This window comes from Sphingosinithalassobacter sp. CS137, from assembly GCF_014334115.1.
In the GTDB taxonomy this organism is placed as follows: domain Bacteria; phylum Pseudomonadota; class Alphaproteobacteria; order Sphingomonadales; family Sphingomonadaceae; genus Sphingomonas.
Genome location: NZ_CP060494.1, coordinates 1796408 through 1813525, shown reverse-complemented (window position 1 = coordinate 1813525; position 17118 = coordinate 1796408). Strand labels below are relative to the sequence as shown.

At 68.4% G+C, this 17118-nt stretch carries 17 protein-coding genes; 4 read left to right on the top strand and 13 right to left on the bottom strand.

The features are described 5' to 3' along the window. Positions 1 to 61: 61 nt before the first annotated feature. Together H7V21_RS08915 and H7V21_RS08910 are read left to right on the top strand one after the other, a co-directional pair. The gene (locus H7V21_RS08915; RefSeq protein ID WP_188053170.1) at positions 62 to 400 is read left to right on the top strand and encodes a P-II family nitrogen regulator; all 339 of its coding nucleotides are present in this window, start codon (positions 62 to 64) and stop codon (positions 398 to 400) included. Between the two features lie 23 nt (positions 401 to 423). After that, the gene (locus H7V21_RS08910; protein ID WP_188053169.1) at positions 424 to 1749 is read left to right on the top strand and encodes an ammonium transporter; all 1326 of its coding nucleotides are present in this window, start codon (positions 424 to 426) and stop codon (positions 1747 to 1749) included. A gap of 114 nt (positions 1750 to 1863) precedes the next feature. Here the strand turns inward: H7V21_RS08910 and H7V21_RS08905 are convergent, their stop codons facing one another. The 6 genes from H7V21_RS08905 to recQ all read right to left on the bottom strand — a co-directional run bounded on the left by H7V21_RS08905 (position 1864) and on the right by recQ (position 7553). Continuing rightward, positions 1864 to 3450, bottom strand: a complete 1587-nt coding sequence (locus H7V21_RS08905; protein ID WP_188053167.1) for a GMC family oxidoreductase — start codon at positions 3448 to 3450, stop codon at positions 1864 to 1866. Further along, positions 3384 to 4352, bottom strand: a complete 969-nt coding sequence (locus H7V21_RS08900) for a sterol desaturase family protein (RefSeq protein WP_262503788.1) — start codon at positions 4350 to 4352, stop codon at positions 3384 to 3386. Before H7V21_RS08900 ends, H7V21_RS08905 begins: the two co-directional genes overlap by 67 nt. Beyond that, positions 4349 to 4744, bottom strand: a complete 396-nt coding sequence (locus tag H7V21_RS08895; RefSeq protein WP_188053166.1) for a hypothetical protein — start codon at positions 4742 to 4744, stop codon at positions 4349 to 4351. The genes H7V21_RS08900 and H7V21_RS08895 overlap by 4 nt, the downstream gene beginning before the upstream one ends. Further along, entirely contained in the window at positions 4741 to 5175 is a 435-nt protein-coding gene (locus tag H7V21_RS08890) for a TIGR01244 family sulfur transferase (RefSeq protein ID WP_188053165.1), read from the bottom strand. Before H7V21_RS08890 ends, H7V21_RS08895 begins: the two co-directional genes overlap by 4 nt. A gap of 93 nt (positions 5176 to 5268) precedes the next feature. After that, the gene (locus H7V21_RS08885; RefSeq protein ID WP_188053164.1) at positions 5269 to 5787 is read right to left on the bottom strand and encodes a hypothetical protein; all 519 of its coding nucleotides are present in this window, start codon (positions 5785 to 5787) and stop codon (positions 5269 to 5271) included. Continuing rightward, the gene (recQ, locus tag H7V21_RS08880) at positions 5784 to 7553 is read right to left on the bottom strand and encodes a DNA helicase RecQ (RefSeq protein WP_188053163.1); all 1770 of its coding nucleotides are present in this window, start codon (positions 7551 to 7553) and stop codon (positions 5784 to 5786) included. The genes H7V21_RS08885 and recQ overlap by 4 nt, the downstream gene beginning before the upstream one ends. 81 nt (positions 7554 to 7634) lie before the next feature. Here recQ and H7V21_RS08875 point away from each other — a divergent pair, with 81 nt between their 5' ends. Further along, positions 7635 to 9086 carry an ATP-binding protein gene (locus tag H7V21_RS08875; protein ID WP_188053162.1) on the top strand — a complete coding sequence of 484 codons (1452 nt, stop codon included), beginning with the start codon at positions 7635 to 7637 and terminating at the stop codon, positions 9084 to 9086. An 81-nt stretch (positions 9087 to 9167) separates the two neighbouring features. Here the strand turns inward: H7V21_RS08875 and H7V21_RS08870 are convergent, their stop codons facing one another. Both H7V21_RS08870 and H7V21_RS08865 read right to left on the bottom strand, forming a co-directional pair. Beyond that, positions 9168 to 10112, bottom strand: coding sequence for an alpha/beta fold hydrolase (locus H7V21_RS08870; protein ID WP_262503787.1), 945 nt, complete (start codon positions 10110 to 10112; stop codon positions 9168 to 9170). A gap of 9 nt (positions 10113 to 10121) precedes the next feature. Then, positions 10122 to 11951 carry an ABCB family ABC transporter ATP-binding protein/permease gene (locus H7V21_RS08865; RefSeq protein ID WP_188053161.1) on the bottom strand — a complete coding sequence of 610 codons (1830 nt, stop codon included), beginning with the start codon at positions 11949 to 11951 and terminating at the stop codon, positions 10122 to 10124. A gap of 103 nt (positions 11952 to 12054) precedes the next feature. Between H7V21_RS08865 and H7V21_RS08860 the strand changes: the two genes are divergently transcribed. Next, a complete protein-coding gene (locus H7V21_RS08860; RefSeq protein ID WP_188053160.1) occupies positions 12055 to 12291 on the top strand; it encodes a hypothetical protein in 237 nt (78 codons plus the stop codon). Between the two features lie 60 nt (positions 12292 to 12351). Here H7V21_RS08860 and H7V21_RS08855 read toward each other — a convergent pair whose 3' ends face one another. From H7V21_RS08855 to H7V21_RS08835, 5 genes are read right to left on the bottom strand one after another with little or no spacing between them, the layout of a single operon-like run. Next, positions 12352 to 13308 (bottom strand): phytoene/squalene synthase family protein, encoded by a 957-nt coding sequence (locus tag H7V21_RS08855; RefSeq protein WP_188056445.1) that lies wholly within the window; start codon positions 13306 to 13308, stop codon positions 12352 to 12354. Continuing rightward, complete coding sequence (locus tag H7V21_RS08850; protein WP_188053159.1) at positions 13302 to 13883, bottom strand: TIGR00730 family Rossman fold protein; 582 nt, start codon at positions 13881 to 13883, stop codon at positions 13302 to 13304. Before H7V21_RS08850 ends, H7V21_RS08855 begins: the two co-directional genes overlap by 7 nt. Further along, positions 13883 to 15358 (bottom strand): phytoene desaturase, encoded by a 1476-nt coding sequence (locus H7V21_RS08845; RefSeq protein WP_188053158.1) that lies wholly within the window; start codon positions 15356 to 15358, stop codon positions 13883 to 13885. The genes H7V21_RS08850 and H7V21_RS08845 overlap by 1 nt, the downstream gene beginning before the upstream one ends. Further along, a complete protein-coding gene (gene crtY / locus H7V21_RS08840) occupies positions 15355 to 16518 on the bottom strand; it encodes a lycopene beta-cyclase CrtY (RefSeq protein ID WP_188053157.1) in 1164 nt (387 codons plus the stop codon). Before crtY ends, H7V21_RS08845 begins: the two co-directional genes overlap by 4 nt. A 51-nt stretch (positions 16519 to 16569) precedes the next feature. Then, entirely contained in the window at positions 16570 to 17052 is a 483-nt protein-coding gene (locus tag H7V21_RS08835; RefSeq protein WP_188053156.1) for a metallophosphoesterase family protein, read from the bottom strand. Positions 17053 to 17118: the final 66 nt, after the last annotated feature.

Here is a 17118-nt window from a genome sequence, read left to right as displayed (position 1 = left end):
GTTTTTGTCTCTGGCACGCCCTTTGCTGCTCTTGCTCTCGGGAAACGAGAAAGGGGGCGGAATGAAACTCATCATCGCCATCATCAAGCCGTTCAAGCTTGACGATGTTCGGGAGGCGCTGACGGCAGTCGGGGTCGCCGGCATGACCGTTACCGAGGTCAAGGGCTTCGGACGCCAGAAGGGCCAGACGGAAATCTACCGCGGCGCCGAATACAGCACCAACATGGTCCCCAAGATCAAGCTCGAGATCGCCTGCGACGCAGGGCTTTGTGATCGCGCGGTGGAGGCGATCCAGTCCGCCGCCAGCACGGGTGCGATCGGCGACGGCAAGATCTTCGTGCTCGACGTGGGCAAGGCCGTGCGCATCCGCACCGGGGAAACCGGCGAGACGGCGCTGTGATCATTCAAGGGGGATCCACATCCATGCGGAAAATTCTATTCACCGCGGCCGGAATCGGTCTGGCCGCGATTGCTGCGCCCGGCTTCGCGCAGGAAGTCGCCGAAGCGGCGCCCGCGGCCGAAGCGGTCAGCGCCGGCACGGCCTATATCCTCAACACATTGCTCTTTCTGATCGGCGGCTTCCTCGTGATGTGGATGGCCGCGGGCTTCGCCATGCTCGAGGCCGGCCTGGTCCGCTCCAAGAACGTCTCGATGCAGTGTCTCAAGAACATCGTGCTCTATTCGATCGCGGGCATCATGTTCTGGGTGGTCGGCTATCAGATCGCCTATCCGGGCGATTTCAACGGCTATTTCGGCAGCGCCGGATTCCTCTATCCGATGCAGGCGGTCGGTTCCGCCGACACCGAAACCGGCTATTCGGTGGCATCCGACTGGTTCTTCCAGATGGTGTTCTGCGCCACGACCGCCTCGATCGTCTCGGGCACGCTTGCCGAGCGGATCAAGCTGTGGCCGTTCCTGCTGTTCACCATCGTTCTCACCGCGGTGATCTATCCGGTGGTGGTGAGCTGGGAATGGGGCGCCGGCTGGCTCGACGCGATGGACTTCTCCGACTTCGCTGGCTCGACGCTGGTGCACTCGACCGGCGGCTGGGCGGCGCTTGCCGGTGCGATCATCCTCGGCCCGCGGCTCGGGCGCTATGTCGATGGCAGGATCAACGTCTTCCCGGGGTCGAACATCCCGCTTGCCACGCTGGGCACGTTCATCCTGTGGCTCGGCTGGTTCGGCTTCAACGGCGCTTCGCAGCTCGCGATGGGCACGGTGGGCGATGTCAGCGACGTGTCGAAGATCTTCGTCAACACCAATCTGGCGGCATGCGGCGGTGTGGTCGCGGCGCTGATCCTCACCCAGATCTTCTATAAGAAGGTCGACGTCACGATGGTGCTGAACGGCGCGCTGGCCGGCCTCGTGTCGATCACCGCCGAGCCGCTGACACCCAGCGCGGGTGCGGCGATCCTGATCGGCGCGGTCGGCGGCGTGATCGTCGTGCTGGCGGTGCCGATGCTCGACAAGCTGCGGATCGACGATGTCGTCGGTGCGATCCCGGTCCATCTGTTCTCGGGCATCTGGGGAACGCTCGCGGTGTCGATCACCAACCCCGGCGTGCCGATCGTCGCCCAGGCGACCGGCGTGGTCGCGACCGGCGTGTTCGTGCTGATCGCCTCTGCCATCGTCTGGACGATCCTGAAGTTCACCATCGGCCTGCGTCCCACCGAAGAAGTGGAACTGGCCGGGCTCGATCTCGATGAGGTCGGAGTCGAGGCATATCCCGAATTCGCGCGGGGGGTCTGATCCCGCGCACCACAGGTTCCTCCTGCGGACAACTGGGCCGGTGCGAAAGCGCCGGCCCTTTTTTTGCGTCCGGAGGTTGCCCGGCACGAACCCGCGCGGCGGGCGCGCCGATCCTCAGCCGAGGTCCGCCGCGATGAAGTCGGCCGCGCGCTCGCCGATCATGATGCTCGGCGCGTTGGTATTGCCGCTCACCAGCCGCGGCATGATCGACGCGTCGGCGAGGTAGAGCCCGTCGACTCCGCGCACCTTCAGTCGTGGATCGCACACCGCGCCTTCATCCGATCCCATCCGGGCCGTGCCGACCGGGTGATAGACCGTGTCGGCGCGCGCGCGGATCAGCCGTTCGAGCGCGGCGTCGTCGGCGAAGTCGATCGGATACCGGTCCATGCCGCGATAGTCGGACATCGGCGCGGTCTCGAGGATGCGGTACATCGCCCGTACCCCGCGCTTCAGCGTCTCGAGATCGCGCGCGTCGGAGAGGAAGCCGGGATCGATCAGCGGCGCCGCCTGCGGATCGATCGACGCCAGCCGCACCGTCCCGCGGCTCTCGGGCCTCAGGACGCAGGCGTGGCAGCTAAATCCGTGCCCGGCCACTTTGGTGCGCCCATGATCCTCGACGATCGCGATCAGCAGGTGGAGCTGCACGTCGGGCGCCGGCGCGCTCGGATCGGTACGCAGGAACGCGCCCGCTTCGGCATAGGGCGTGGTCATCGGCCCCTTGCGCGTCGCCGCCCAGCGCAGCAACCCGCCCAGCATCTTGATCGCGCCCGGAAGCGAACTGCCCAGGAACAGGCTTCCCTTGGTCTCGAAGCTCGCGACATAATCGACGTGGTCCTGCAGATTGCCGCCCACATTCGCGCTGTCGCGTAATACGCCGATGCCATGATCGCGCAGGTGATCGCCCGGCCCGATGCCGGAAAGCATCAGCAGCTGCGGCGTCTGGAACACGCCCGCCGCCAGCACCACGGCCTCGCGCGCGCGGATCGTGCGCGGCTGGCCGTCGCGCACATAGGCGACGCCCCAGGCGCGGCCGTTCTCGAACAGCACCCGCTCGACCATCGCGTCGGTGAGGATGTTGAGATTCTCGCGCCGCTTCGCCTCGCCAAGATAGGCGCGCGCCGCGGTCCAGCGCTCGCCGTTCTTCTGAGTCACCTGATAGAGGCCGATGCCTTCCTGCCGCGCGCCGTTGAAATCGTCGTTGCGCGGGATCTGCAGCGCCTCGCCCGCGCGGATGAAGGCTTCGCTGCCCGGATGCGCATAATCCTGGTCGCTCACCCACAGCGGGCCGTCGCCGCCGTGATAGTCGCTTTCGCCGCGCACATTGTGCTCGCAGCGTTTGAACCAGGGGAGCACTTCGTCATAGCTCCACCCGTCGCAGCCCAGCGCCGCCCAATTGTCATAGTCCCAGCGGTGCCCGCGGACATAGAGCATCGCGTTGATCGCGCTCGATCCGCCCAGGCCCCGGCCGCGCGGCTGATAGCCGCGCCGTCCGTTCAGTCCCGGCTGCGGCACGGTCTCGAACTGCCAGTTGGTGGACGGGCTCTGGAACGGCATCATGCCCGGCATGATCGTCTTCCAGCCGCTATTGCGCCCGCCGGCTTCAAGCACTGCGACGGTGCGGCGTCCGTTTTCGCTCAGGCGGCCTGCGGCGGCGCTCCCGCCCGATCCTCCGCCGATGACGACGATGTCGGCTTCTTCCACGCGATTCCCTCTCCCCGGCGCGCTTCGCGCGCTTCCCAATTTGCCTTGATGGTCTCCGAAGTGTCGCGGCTGCCGTCATGGCTCCAGCCCGGCGGCGCGATCATATAGTTGATGCGCGCCTTCCAGTTCGGCGCGCGCCACACGTCCGTGGCGATCCCCACCCATTCGTGCGTCGCCGCCCACAGGATGTTGAAACTGCCGAGATCCTTGACGATGCCGTAGCGCGGCCGGTCGTCGTCGCGCTCGGCCTCATAGGTGCCGAACAGCTTGTCCCACACGATGAAGACGCCCGCGTAATTCTTGTCCAGATAGCGCGGGTTGGTCGCGTGGTGGACGCGGTGGTGCGAAGGCGTGTTCATCACTGCCTCGAACCACCGCGGCATCCGCCCGATCGCTTCGGTGTGGATCCAGAACTGGTAGATCAGGTTCAGCCCCGCGACGAAGAAGACCATCGCCGGGGGAAAGCCGATCAGGAACAGCGGCAGCCGGAACAGGAAGGTCAGGCTGAAAAAGCCCGTCCAGGTCTGCCGCAGCGCAGTCGAGAGATTATAGTGCTGCGAGCTGTGGTGGATGACATGGCTCGCCCAGAACCAGCGCACCCGATGTGCCGAGCGGTGGAAGACATAATAGGCGAGGTCGTCGAGGACGAAGGCAATGACGAACCAGTACCAGGCATAGCCGATGTCGAAGAGCGCGAACTGGTGCACCCACAGCGCCGAAGCCAGCACGAACCCGCCGGCTAGAACGCCCGCTACCGTGCTGCCGAGCCCGAGCCCGAGCGACGTCAGCGTATCTCGCGGGCAATAGCGCCGCCGATCCTTCGCCCAGGCGAACACCATTTCCGCCAGCACCAGCAGGACGAACGCGGGAACCGCGAGATCGACCGGGTCGGGCAGGTTCAAGGCGCGCTTCCTAACATGGCTGTAAGTAAGCGCGCTTCGTCCTCGGTTTCAAGCGTCAAGCGGAACGGCCCCGCCAGCCGCTCGCCGCTCTCGATCACCACGGTGGTCCCCGAAGCCTCCGCGGCGAGCGGCCGGGCGAAGCGCCGGGCGAAGAACCGCGCGCCGTGCCGCCGCAGCGCCACCAGCTCGCTGCCGTTGCCAAACACCACCGCGCCCGATCCGTCGGCGGCCAGGCGCGCCTCGCGGCCTTCGAAATCGCTCACGATCTCCTCGGCTGCGGCAATCGCTTCGGCCTCGCTCTCCAGCCTCGCCCCGCCCAGCCGCAGCGCTCGCGCGATGCCGGCGAGCGCCAGCACCGCGGCGAGCGATCCGCCGAGCAGCGCCCAGTTCACGGCTGGCCGGAAAGCGTGTCGAGCAGCGGCCGGATCGCCGAGATGTCGTATCCCGCCGCCGCCGCCCGGGTGGTGAGCACCGCGGGGTCGCCGCCCTCGCTCGCCGCGGCGAGCGCCCAGAGATGCGCCGATCGCGTGCCCGAGCGGCAAAAGGCGAGCACCGGGCCTTCCGCCCGCCGCAGTACTTCGGCCATCGCCTCGACCTGATTGCCCGAAAATCCGGCGTGCGTGACCGGAATGAATTCGTAGCGCAGCCCCGCCTGCTCCGCCGCGGCACGGATATCGCCGCTGTTCGGCTGCGCGCCCTCCTCACCGTCGGGGCGGTTGTTCACGACGACTCGGAAGCCCTCTTCGGCGATCGCCGCCAGATCGTCGGGCGCGATCTGCGGCGCAACGGTGATGTTCTCGTCGACCTTGCGGGGCTGGTACATGGCAGGCGTTCTTTCGGTTCTTGCTGGACCTTTCAGCGAGTCGATCTTTCGCGTCGCTGCGTCAACCGCGAGCAGGCCGCGCCCGACCTCGCGCTATCGGTTAGACGGGGCTCGGGATGCTTCCGGCATCGAAGCCGTCATCGCGGCCACTTCGTCGCGCGCGGCGGCGATCGCGTCATAGACCTGTGCCGCGGCCTCGGACTGGCAGCCGATGTTATAGTCGAAGCTGGACTCGCTGCCGTCGTCCTCGAACGTCACCGTGCCGTACGGCATGTCCGTGATCCGGTGCGCGCACGCGAGCGGTTCGCCCCGGACATAGGGCGCCGCCGGCTCGAGCGCCGCGGCGATCCGTGCATAGCCGGCGGGCGTGATCGACACGCGCTTTGTCACCTGGTCCGCCTGCATGAAGCTCGTCTCGCCCGTCGTGTCGGCATAGGTGTAGGTGCCGGTCCCGTCGGCCGCGATCCGCCAGTCGTGCAGGTTCACGCCCCAGCTCTTGACGGTGAGATGGATCGCATCGGGAAGATCGGCGGTCGGGGCCGTACCCGGCCCCGCCATCGGCGAGCACGCGGCAAGCGCCACCGCGATCAGAACCACTGCCGAACGCATCATGCCGCCTCCCGGATCACCTGTAGAAAGGCGTCACCATAGGCTTCCAGCTTTCGGGTTCCAACGCCCGAAATCGCGCCCAGCTCGGAAAGCGAGCCGGGCCGCGAGAGCGCCATGTCGCGCAGCACCGAATCGTGGAAGATCACATAGGGCGGAAGGCCGGTTTCCTGCGCGATCTCGCGCCGCTTGCTGCGCAGCGCTTCGAACAGCGGATTGCCGACCGGATTGGCGCCGCCCGCCGTCGCCGCGCCGCGCCGGCGCCGCTCGCGCTTTGGCGGCACGACCAGCGACAGCGTTGCCTCGCCTTTCAGCAGCGGCCGTGCGCCGGGCCCGAACTCGAGCCCGCCATGGGCGTTGGCGCGCAGCGCGTCGCGCACCAGCAGCGCACGCGCGACCGGCTTCACCAGCGGCGCTTCCTCGGGTTCCAGGATGCCCCACACCGAAAGCTTCTCATGGCCGTTGGTCATGCTCCGCTCGCTCGACTGGCCGGCGAGCACGCTCTCGACATAGCCCGCACCGAACAACATGCCGGTGCGGAACACCGCGGAAAGATATTTCTGCGCCACCACCGTCGCATCGACGGCCTTGGGCGGGGCGAGGCAATTGTCGCAGTTGCCGCAGTTCGCGGGCGGGTCCTCGCCGAAATGGCGCAGCAGGATCGCCCGGCGGCATTCGGCGGTCTCGACGAGCGCACCCAGCGCGTTGAGTCGCGTGCGCTCGCCCGATTGCCGCCGCGCGTCGACTTCGGCCACCCGCTGCCGCGCCCGCGCGAAATCGTCCGCCCCCCAGAACAGATGCGCCACCGCCGGATCGCCGTCGCGGCCGGCGCGGCCGGTTTCCTGATAATAGGCCTCGATCGATTTCGGCAGGCCGGCATGGACCACGAACCGGACGTCGGGCTTGTCGATCCCCATGCCGAAGGCGATGGTGGCGACCACCACCATTTCTTCCGATGCGACGAAGGCGGCCTGGTTGCGGCGCCGCACCTCGGGATCGAGCCCGGCGTGATAGGGGAGCACGGGTCGCCCGCCGCTGCCCAGCTTCTCGGCCAGCCGCTCGACCGCCGCGCGGGTGGGCGCATAGACGATCCCCGGCCCGGGCTCGGCGCGCAGCACGTCCTCGATCTGGCGAGTCGCCTGCTCGCGCGGCGAGATGAGATAGCGGATGTTCGGCCGGTCGAATCCGGCGACGATCAGGCCGTCCTGGGGAATCCCGAGCTGCTCGAGGATGTCCGCCCGGGTGTGTGCGTCCGCCGTCGCGGTGAGCGCCAGCCGCGGCACGTCGGGAAAGGCGTCGAGCATCGGTCGCAGCAGCCGATAGTCGGGCCGGAAGTCGTGCCCCCATTCCGAAACGCAATGCGCCTCGTCGATCGCGAAAAGGCTGAGCGGCGCGGTGCGCAGCAGGTTGCGGAACCCCTCGCCCGAAGCCCGCTCGGGCGCGACATAGAGCAGGTCGAGCTGCCCGGCGCGAAACCGCGCGACCGTTTCCTCGCGATTCTCGTCGACGCTGGTCAGCGTCGCGGCACGGATGCCGACGGCCTCGGCGGCGCGCAGCTGGTCGTGCATCAGTGCGATCAGCGGCGAGACGACGAGGCAGGTGCCCGGCATCGCCACTGCCGGCAGCTGATAGGTGAGCGACTTGCCCGCGCCGGTCGGCATCACCGCCAGCGTGCGCTTTCCCGCAAGGACGCGATCGACCACGCGCTCCTGCACTCCGCGGAAGCCACTGAAGCCGAAGGTCTCGCGGAGGATCTCGCGGGGGTCGCGCATGGCGACGCTCTTTCCATGGCCGGAGGCCCGCGGGCAAGTCCGCGCTTGCTCCTGCCCCCCCGGATCGTCCAAACGGCGGCCATGACGGTTCGCGTGGAAATGGGTGCGGACGCGAGCGGCAAGCCGGTTTCGATGGACCTGGAGGAGCTGCTGGCGACGCGGCTTCTGGTTCAGGGCAATTCGGGTTCGGGCAAGTCGCACCTGTTGCGGCGGCTGCTGGAAAAGAGCGCCGGCCAGGTCCAGCAGGTGGTGATCGATCCCGAGGGCGATTTCGTCACGCTGGGCGACAAATACGGCCATGTCGCGATCGAGGCGGCCGATTATTCGGAGCGCGAGATGGTGCAGTTCGCTGCGCGTATCCGCGAACATCGCGCCAGCGTGGTGCTCAGTCTGGAGGGGCTCGAGGCCGAGGGGCAGATGCGCTGCGCCGCCGCCTTCCTCAACGGCCTGTTCGATGCCCCCCGCGATCACTGGTATCCCGCGCTCGTGGTGGTCGACGAGGCGCAGCTGTTCGCGCCTTCGGGCGGCGGCGAAGTCGCCGAGGAAGTGCGCCGCGCCTCGCTTTCGGCGATGACCAACCTGATGTGCCGCGGCCGCAAGCGCGGGCTCGCCGGAGTGATCGCCACCCAGCGGCTTGCCAAGCTCGCCAAGAATGTCGCGGCCGAGGCATCGAATTTCCTCATGGGCCGCACCTTCCTGGATATCGACATGGCGCGCGCCGCCGATCTGCTCGGCATGGAGCGCCGCCAGGCCGAGGCGATCCGCGATCTCGCGCGCGGCACCTTTCTCGCGCTTGGGCCTGCGGTCGCGCGACGGCCGATCTCGGTCACGATCGGGCCGGTCGAGACCAGCGCGCGCAGCGCCAGCCCCAAGCTGATGCCGCTGCCCGACGCACCGGCCGAGGACATCAAGGATCTGCTGCTCGCCGCGGTCGAGGCGCCGCCACCGCCGCCGCCACCGCCGCCACCACCGCCGATGGCGTCGGACCGGCTCATGGAAAGCCTCGCGCGCAGCGTGCCGGCGCCCGCCGAAGCCGCGCCCGAGATCGAGCCCGAAGCGCTGGAGGCAGTGATCGTCGACGTGCTGCGCGCCATCGTCGACGATCCCGATGCCACGCTGCGCTCGCCCGCAGTGCTCTATCAGGATTTCCAGGTCCGCTGCCGCATGGCCGGCGTGCCGCGCCCGCCGCTCGACCTCTCCGGCTTCGTCCGGCGGCTTTCGGCGGCGCGCGCCGGCATCCTCGATCTGGAGGACGCGGGCTGGCGGTCGGCGATGGAGGCGGCGCAAGCGCTGCCCGACGACATGCTCGGCCCCTTCCTGCTCGTCGCCCGCGCGGCGCGCGAAGGCGCGCCCTGCCCCAGCGATGCCGAACTCGCCGCAAGCTACGGAACCAGCTCGCCCGGCCGGGTGCGCCGCCTCATTGCCTATATCGAAAGCCGCGAACTGTTCGTCACGCGCACCGATCTGGGCGGCAGGCGCTCGATCACCATCCCGCGGCTCGGCTGGACGACCGAGCCCGCCGCCGCCGGTTGAGGAGTGCACCTCTTTGGGCGCCTCTCCGAACAGCAGTGATCGATCGCAGCGCCGTCGCCTCGGGTCGCGGGCGCGATGCGCTCAGCCGATCGCCGCGCGGTCCCGGATCCATTGCTCGGTTGCCTCGGGCCAGGTGACGGGCAGCATGTGCCCGCCCGCCACGAGCTTCAGGTCGGCGCCGACGATCGCCTGCGCAGCCTTCGCGCCATGGTCCTCGGGCGCCAGCACCGCGTCGTCGCGGCCGAACAGAATGCCGACCGGCAGCCGCAGCGCGCCATAGCGCTCCGCCAGCGCCGCCATTTCCGCCGCGGCGTGAGTCACTTCGAACGATCCGGCTTCGTAGCTCGACGGCCGGATCGAAAGCGCACCCCCGCCGCGCGTCTGGAAATCCTCGGGCACGGCATCGGGAGCGAACACCGCCCGCGCCGCCGCGGGCCCGTTGATCTGGCCGCCGGGCACTGCGAGCGTCCAGGCGACCAGAGTGCGGATCAGCGGCGGAGTCATCAGCGCCACGAACTGCGGCGGCGGGGCTGGCATCGGCTGCGTCAGCGGAGCGATCAGCGCCAGCCCGCGCACCAGATCGGGATGGTCGAGCGCCAGCGCCAGCGCCACCGCGCCGCCCAGCGAATGACCGACGATCAGCGCCGGTCCCACGCGCTTGGCGCGCAGGAAATCGGCGAGCATCGTTGCCTGTTCGGCGATCCCCGGCCGCTCGGCTTGCGTCAGCTGCGAATGGCCCCAGCCGGGCCGATCGACCAGCAGCACGCGATGATCCTGCGCCAGCGCATCGGCCACGCCATAGTTGAAGTTGCGCATCTGGCCGAGCAGCCCGTGGATCATCACCACCGGCGGGCCTTCACCGCGATCGACATAGTGGATTCGCGCGCCCTCCACTTCGAGAAACTCCCCGTCCGGCGGTACCGCTGCTTCGGCGCCGCGTGCGGACAGGCTGGACCAGAGCGCCAGTCCGCCGCCCAGCAGCCCCGCGGCGCCCAGTCCGGTCAGCATCTTTCCCGTTCGGTTCATCACTCTCTCCTATTCGGCTGCGATCGTTGCTTCGTCCTCTTCGGCGTCGCGCTCGGCCTGCTGGCGCGCCCACATTTCGGCATAGAGGCCGTGCTGCCGCAGCAGCTCGGCATGGGTGCCGCGCTCGGCCACGCGCCCGGCTTCGAGCACCACGATCTGATCGGCATGTACCACGGTCGAAAGCCGGTGCGCGATGACGATGGTCGTCCGGCCGCGCTCGATCGCCTCGAGCGTGCTCTGGATCTCCGCCTCGGTGCGGCTGTCGAGCGCGCTGGTCGCTTCGTCCAGGATCAGGATCGGCGGATCCTTCAGCAGCGTGCGCGCGATCGCGACGCGTTGCTTCTCGCCGCCCGAAAGCTTGAGCCCGCGCTCGCCGACCCGCGTCTCATATTTGTCGGGAAGCGCCTCGATAAAGCCGGCGATCGCCGCCCCCCGCGCCGCCGCGGCGACCTGATCCGAAGTCGCGCCGTCGCGGCCATAGGCGATATTGTAGCCGATCGTGTCGTTGAACAGCACCGTGTCCTGCGGGACGATGCCGATCGCCGCGCGCAGGCTCTGCTGCGTCACGGCGCGGATATCCTGTCCGTCGATCGTGATCCGCCCGCCGGTCGCGTCGTAGAAGCGGAACAGCAGCCGCGCGAGCGTCGACTTGCCCGCGCCCGAAGGCCCGACCACCGCCAGCGTCGATCCAGGCGGCACGTCGAGGTCGATGCCCTTCAGTATCTCCCGGTCGGGATCATAGCCGAAGCGCAGGTTCTCGAGCCGGACGTGCCCTGCGCGCACGTCGAGCTGCGGCGCGCCTTCGGCATCGCGCACTTCGGTCGGAGCGTCGATCAGGTCGAACATCGCGGCCATGTCGATCACGCCCTGGCGGATCGTGCGATACACCCAGCCGAGCATGTCGAGCGGCCGGAACAACTGGCTGAGCAGCGTCGAGACGAGGATCACGTCGCCGGGGCTGAACCGTCCCGTCGACCATCCGAACACCACCAGCGCCATGCCCGCGCCCAGCATGGTGTTGGTGATCAGGCTCTGGCCTACGTTCAGCCAGGCGAGCGAATTCTCGCTCACGGTGGCTGCCTTGGCATAATCGTGGATCGCCCGGTCGTAGCGCTCGGCCTCGCGCCGCTCGGCGTTGAAATATTTCACCGTCTCGAAGTTGAGCAGCGAATCGACCGCATGCGCCACCGCGCCGGTGTCGAGGTCGTTCATCTTCTCGCGCAGCTTGGAGCGCCAGTCGGTCACGATGCGCGTGAAGCCGATATAGACGACCACCATCGTCAGCGTGCCCGCGACCAGCCAGAAGCCGAAGCGCGTCCAGAAGATGATCGTCACCAGCGCCAGTTCGAGGATCGTCGGCGCGATGTTGAAGATCAGGAAATAGAGCATCGAATCGACGCTCTTGGTGCCGCGCTCGACCACCTTGGTGACCGCGCCGGTGCGCCGCTCGAGGTGGAAGCGCAGCGACAGCTGGTGGAGGTGGCGGAACACGTCGGACGCCAGCCGCCGCGTGGCGTCCTGGCCCACGCGCTCGAACACCGCGTTGCGCAGATTGTCGAACAGCACGGTGCCCGCGCGCGCGGCCGCATAGCCGCCGACCAGCGCCACCACCAGCCACACCGCCTCGCGCGAACCCTCGGCCATGGTGTCGACCGCGCCCTGCAACGCGAAGGGGACGGCGAATACCTGGATCAGCTTGGAAACGACGACCAGCGCCAGCGCGACCACGATCCGCGCGCGCAGCCCCGGCGCTCCCTTGGGCCAGAGATAGGGCAGGAAACGCCGCAGCGTGCCGAGCATCGGCCGCTCGGCCGCGGAAGTGGAGTCGATCGGAGGCATGCCCGCAAATCTGGGGCCGCAGCAGCGATCCTGCAATGATTCAGCACCCCGTCGGGAACGGCACTCCCCTCCCTTCGTTAATATCTTCAAGGAGGAGAAGGGAATGAGCCCGGTGTTCTACGTCATTGCGATCTTGGGCTGCGGCGACGGCAGTTTCGATTGCCGCGAGCAGCGGATCGAGCCAGCGCGGTATGAGAGCGCCAGCGCCTGCCAGCGCGAACTGCGCGCCGCGCTGATGCGCAACACCGACGTTCCCTATCCCGAAATCAACGCCGCCTGCCAGCAGCGCAACATCCGCATGGTCAAGCTCGACCTCTCGGGTATCCAGCGCGGCAGCTGATCGCCTCGGCCGCATGCGGCGCGATGGGATCTTCCTGTCCCACTCTCACTCCGGCCGATCCTATCGGGCGTGGCGCGGCCGCGTCCAGAGCTCGGAATCGCGCGGCGCCGGCGGATAGCGCCGCGCGCGGGTCGCCGCCTGCCAGCGCGCCTTTGCGATCCAGCCCAGCTTCGCGAGGCGCCCGGTGTGGACCCGGTGATCCCACGCGTGCTCGCCGCGCGCGGCGACTTCGCGGGCGATGTCGCCGTAGATGCCGGCCGCCGCCAGCACCGCCCAGGCCGATCGCAGCGGCAGCGCGGGCGTGCCGCGTCGCGCGCTCGCCTCATAGGCCTGCGCCCGCTCGGCCAACCGTCGTGCGAGCACCGTCAGGCGGCTTCGGAAGGGCGGCTTCATGTGCTGTCCGGGCGGAATGTCCATCTCGGCGAGCCACTCCATCGGCAGATAGCATCGGCCGATGCGGTCGTCGGCCTCGATGTCGCGCGCGATGTTGGCGAGCTGAAAGGCGAGGCCCAGGTCGCAGGCGCGGTCGAGCGTCTCGTCGTCGGCGGGATCGACGCCCATGATCACTGCCATCATGCATCCGACCGCGCCGGCGACATGATAGCAATAGCGCATCAGATCGGCCTCGCTGCGCGGTCGCCAGTCGTCGGCGTCGAGCGCGAACCCTTCGACCAGATCATTGGCGAAGCCGTGCGGCAGGCGCGTTTCGCGCGCGACGATCCGCAGCGCGTCGAACGCCGGATCACCGACCTGCTCGCCCGCCAATGCGGTCGCCGTCGCCCCGCGGATCAGCGCCAGCCGCTCCTGCGGATTGCGCACCGGAACCGCGCCATGGCCATGCTCCTGCCCGTCGGCCAGATCGTCGCAGCGGCGGCACCAGGCATAGAGCAGCCAGGCGCGCTCGCGCGTTGCGCGGTCGAACAGCCGCGACGCGGCGGCAAAGCTCTTCGAACCGCGCGCGATCGATTCCTGTGCGGTGGCGACGATCGCGGCGCGGGACGGCTGGGCGCTCACAATTGCTCGCGCGTCATCCGGATGATCGGAACCGCCGGCTCGAAACCGGCCATCCGATCGAGCAACGGCTGCAGTTCGGCTTCGACGATCAGCAGCCCCCGGTGCTGCGGCCGCACGAAGCCCGTGACGCCCATATGGTCCCAGAATTCGACCAGCTTGTCGTAATAGCCGGCGACATTGAGCAGCCCGATCGGATCGCCATGATAGCCGAGCTGCGCCCAGCTCAGCGCCTCGAACAGCTCGTCCATCGTGCCGGTGCCGCCGGGCAGATTGATGAAACCGTCCGCCAGTTCGGTGAACCGCGCCTTGCGCTCGTGCATCGTCTGAACGGTTTCGAGCGCGGTGAGCCCGCGGTGCGCCACTTCGGCGTCGACCAGCGCCTGCGGGATCACGCCGATCACCTCGCCGCCGGCTTCCAGCGCCGCATCGGCGACCGCGCCCATCAGCCCCAGCCGCCCGCCGCCATAGACCACGCCGATCCCGCGCTCGGCAAGGCCCCGCCCCACCGATCGCGCCGCTTCCAGATAGACCGGATCGGCGGGCGTCGCCGATCCGCAATACACCGCCACGCGGCGCATCAGGCGCCTTCCAGCATCAGCGCCGCAGTCGCCTTGGCGCTTCCCACCACGCCGGGAATGCCCGCGCCGGGATGCGTGCCTGCGCCGACGAAATAGAGGTTGCCGATCCGGTCGTCGCGATTGTGGACGCGGAACCAGGCGCTCTGCGTCAGGATCGGCTCCAGGCTGAACGCCGAGCCGAGATGGGCGTTGAGATCGTGCGTGAAATCGGGCGGCGCATAGTGGAAGCGCGTGACGATCCGTTCGCGCAGCTTCGGCACCATGCGCTTCTCTACTTCGGCCAGGATGCGCTCCTCCAGCATCGGTCCGATCTCGGACCAGTCGGCGGGAAATTTCCCCAGATGCGGCACCGGCGCCAGCGCATAGAAGGTCGCGTGATCGGGCGGCGCCATCGACGGGTCGGTCGCGGTCGGGTGGTGGAGGTAGAGCGAGAAATCCTCGCTCAGCACGCCGTGGTCGTAGATGTCGGCAAGCAGCCCCTTGTAGCGCGGGCCGAACAGGATGCTGTGGTGCGGCACGTCGGGGCAGGCGCCCTCCACGCCGAAATGCACCACGAACAGCGAGGGCGAGAAGCGCTTGCGCTCGAGCCGCGACGCGGTCCGCCGCGCGCTGCGCGATTCCTTGAGCAAGTGGCGATAGCTGTGCACCACATCGGCGTTGCTCGCCAGCGCATCGACCTTGAGCTCGAAGCCGGATTGCGTGCGAACGCCTGTCACTCGGTCGCCCAGCGTGTCGATCGCCGCTACCGGATCGCCGAGCCGCAGCGTCCCGCCCAGCCGCTCGAAGTGAGTCACCATCGCCGCGACCAGCCGGTTGGTGCCCCCCATCGCGAACCATACGCCGCCGTCGCGCTCGAGCTTGTGGATCAGCGCATAGATCGCGCTGGTCTTCATCGGGTCGCCGCCCACCAGCAGCGTGTGGAACGACAGCGCCTGGCGCAGCTTCTCGTTCTTCACGAAGCGCGACACCATCGAATAGACCGATCGCCACGCCTGGTGCTGCGCCAGCGCCGGGGCCGCCTTCACCATCGACGCGAAATCGAGGAAGGCGACATGGCCGAGCTTCACATAGCCTTCGCGATACACGGCCTCGGAATAGGCGAGGAAGCGGCGGTACCCGTCGACATCCTCGGGGTCGAGCCGCGCGATCTCGGCGCGCAGCTGCGCATCGTCGTTCGAATAGTCGAACCGCGTCCCGTCGGGCCAGTCGAGCCGGTAGAAGGGGGATACCGGAACCAGCTTCACGTCCTCGGCGATGTCGTGACCGCTGATCTGCCACAGCTCGGCCAGCGCCTCGGGCGCCGTGATGACCGTCGGGCCCGCGTCGAAGGTAAAGCCGTCCTTCTCCCAGAAATAGGCGCGCCCGCCCGGTTTGTCCCGCGCCTCGAGAATGGTGGTGTCGACGCCCGCCGACTGGAGACGGATCGCCAGCGCGAGGCCGCCGAATCCGGCCCCGATCACTGCTGCCTGCTTCACGTACGCTTCTCCCGGATCGCGGCGACCGCCTTGCCGATCGGCACCGGCGGCTTGCCGCTCAGCACGCGCAGCCGGTCGGTCGCCGTCGAATGGCCGGCATAGAAGCGCGCGATCAGCCCCGCGTCCAGCCGATAGAATCGTTCGAGGATGCGATAGCGCTCGCCCGGCTCGGCGGCGCGAAACAGCATCGCCGCGAGCATCCGGTAGAAACGCCGCTTCTTCCACGTCTTGCGCGCATGGCCATGGAGCAGCTCGTGCAGCGCCGCGCCCGACAGATCGGGCGCATTCGCCACCAGTACGGCGGTTCGCACCGCGTCGGGCAGCGAATAGCCGGTCATCGGATGAAACAGCCCCGCGCGAATTCCCGCCTTGGCGACTCGGTTGCCGCCCGATCGCCAATATTCCTCGAAATCGCCGCCCATGGCGACGGGCAGCGCCCCACCCTCCTCGCGCGCGACGCGCTCGACCTGCCAGCCGCGCGCGGCGACATAGGCGTCGATCCGCCCGCGCAACGCATCGGCATCGATCTCGGGGCGGTCGCTGTAATAGGTGTCCTCGACGAACACCCGCGTCGCCGCAAAGGGCAGCGTATAGACGAAGCGATAGCCGTCGATCTGTTCGACGGTGGCGTCCATCACGATCGGCCGTTTCAGATCGTGCGGCTCGTCGAGCCGGAATTCGCGCCCCAGGAATTTCTGCCAGCCGAGTTCGAGCTGCGACAGGTCGGCCGCGCCGCGGCAGTCGATCACGCCGCCGGCCTCGATCCGGTCGCCATCGGCCAGCACCACTGCCTTCGCGCTCGCGCCCAGCACCTTGCGCTTCAGCATCAGCGCGCCCTCGGGCAGCGTCTCGCGCACCAGCTGGTCGAGCCGTTCGGATTCGATCGAGTAATAGGGCGTCTTGAGCCGCCGGCCATGCGCGGGAAAGGCGACGTCATAGCCGGTCCAGCCGTAGCTGACGAGCGGCGCCACCAGCCAGCGGTCCTGCGCCGAGACATCGTCGGCGAAGAACGACCAGATGTGATTGCCGCCGATCCGGCCCGACGCCTCGACCAGTCGCACGTCGCAATCGGGGCGCTTCTTCCTGAGCGCCAGCGCCAGCAATCCGCCCGCGAGTCCGCCGCCAACGATCGCGACGTCGCAGGAGAGGGTGGATGGCATGTCCGGCGGTTAGCGAATCGCGTGCGGCTGGGAAAGCCCCGGCGCGCGCCTTCAGGCGAGCAGCGTCTCCAGCGGCGCCGGGCGATAGTCGCGGGCATCCACTCCGACGTCGATCTGCCGCGGCATCGGCTTCAGCCGGCCGTGGCTGTGGCCGTGCAGATTTATCGCGCCCTTGTGCTGGCCGTTCCAGCTCCGGAAAGGATAGTGACACAGCACCAGCAGCCGGTCGCGCACGGTCAGCTCGCGATAGTCCTGCACGCTCTCCCATCCCTGCGCCTGCGCCACTTCGTCGGGATCGTTGTTGCCGCGCACCAGATGCTTGCGGCCGTTCAGCCGCGCGAGCAGCGCCGCTGCCTCGCTTGCCTTTCGGCAGAAATCGCCGAGGTGCCACACGATGTCGTCCGGCGCGATCGCCGCGTTCCAGTTGGCAAGGATCGCCGCATCCATTTCGGCCACGCTGCCGAACGGCCGCTTGTGGATGTTGAGCGTGCGGTGATCGCCGAAATGCGTGTCGCTGGTGAAGAAAAGTGCCACCCATGCCTCCCGCCGATCGAACCGGCCGCGCCGAACCAAAGTTCCGCATTTTCGTTGGCAGCGCAG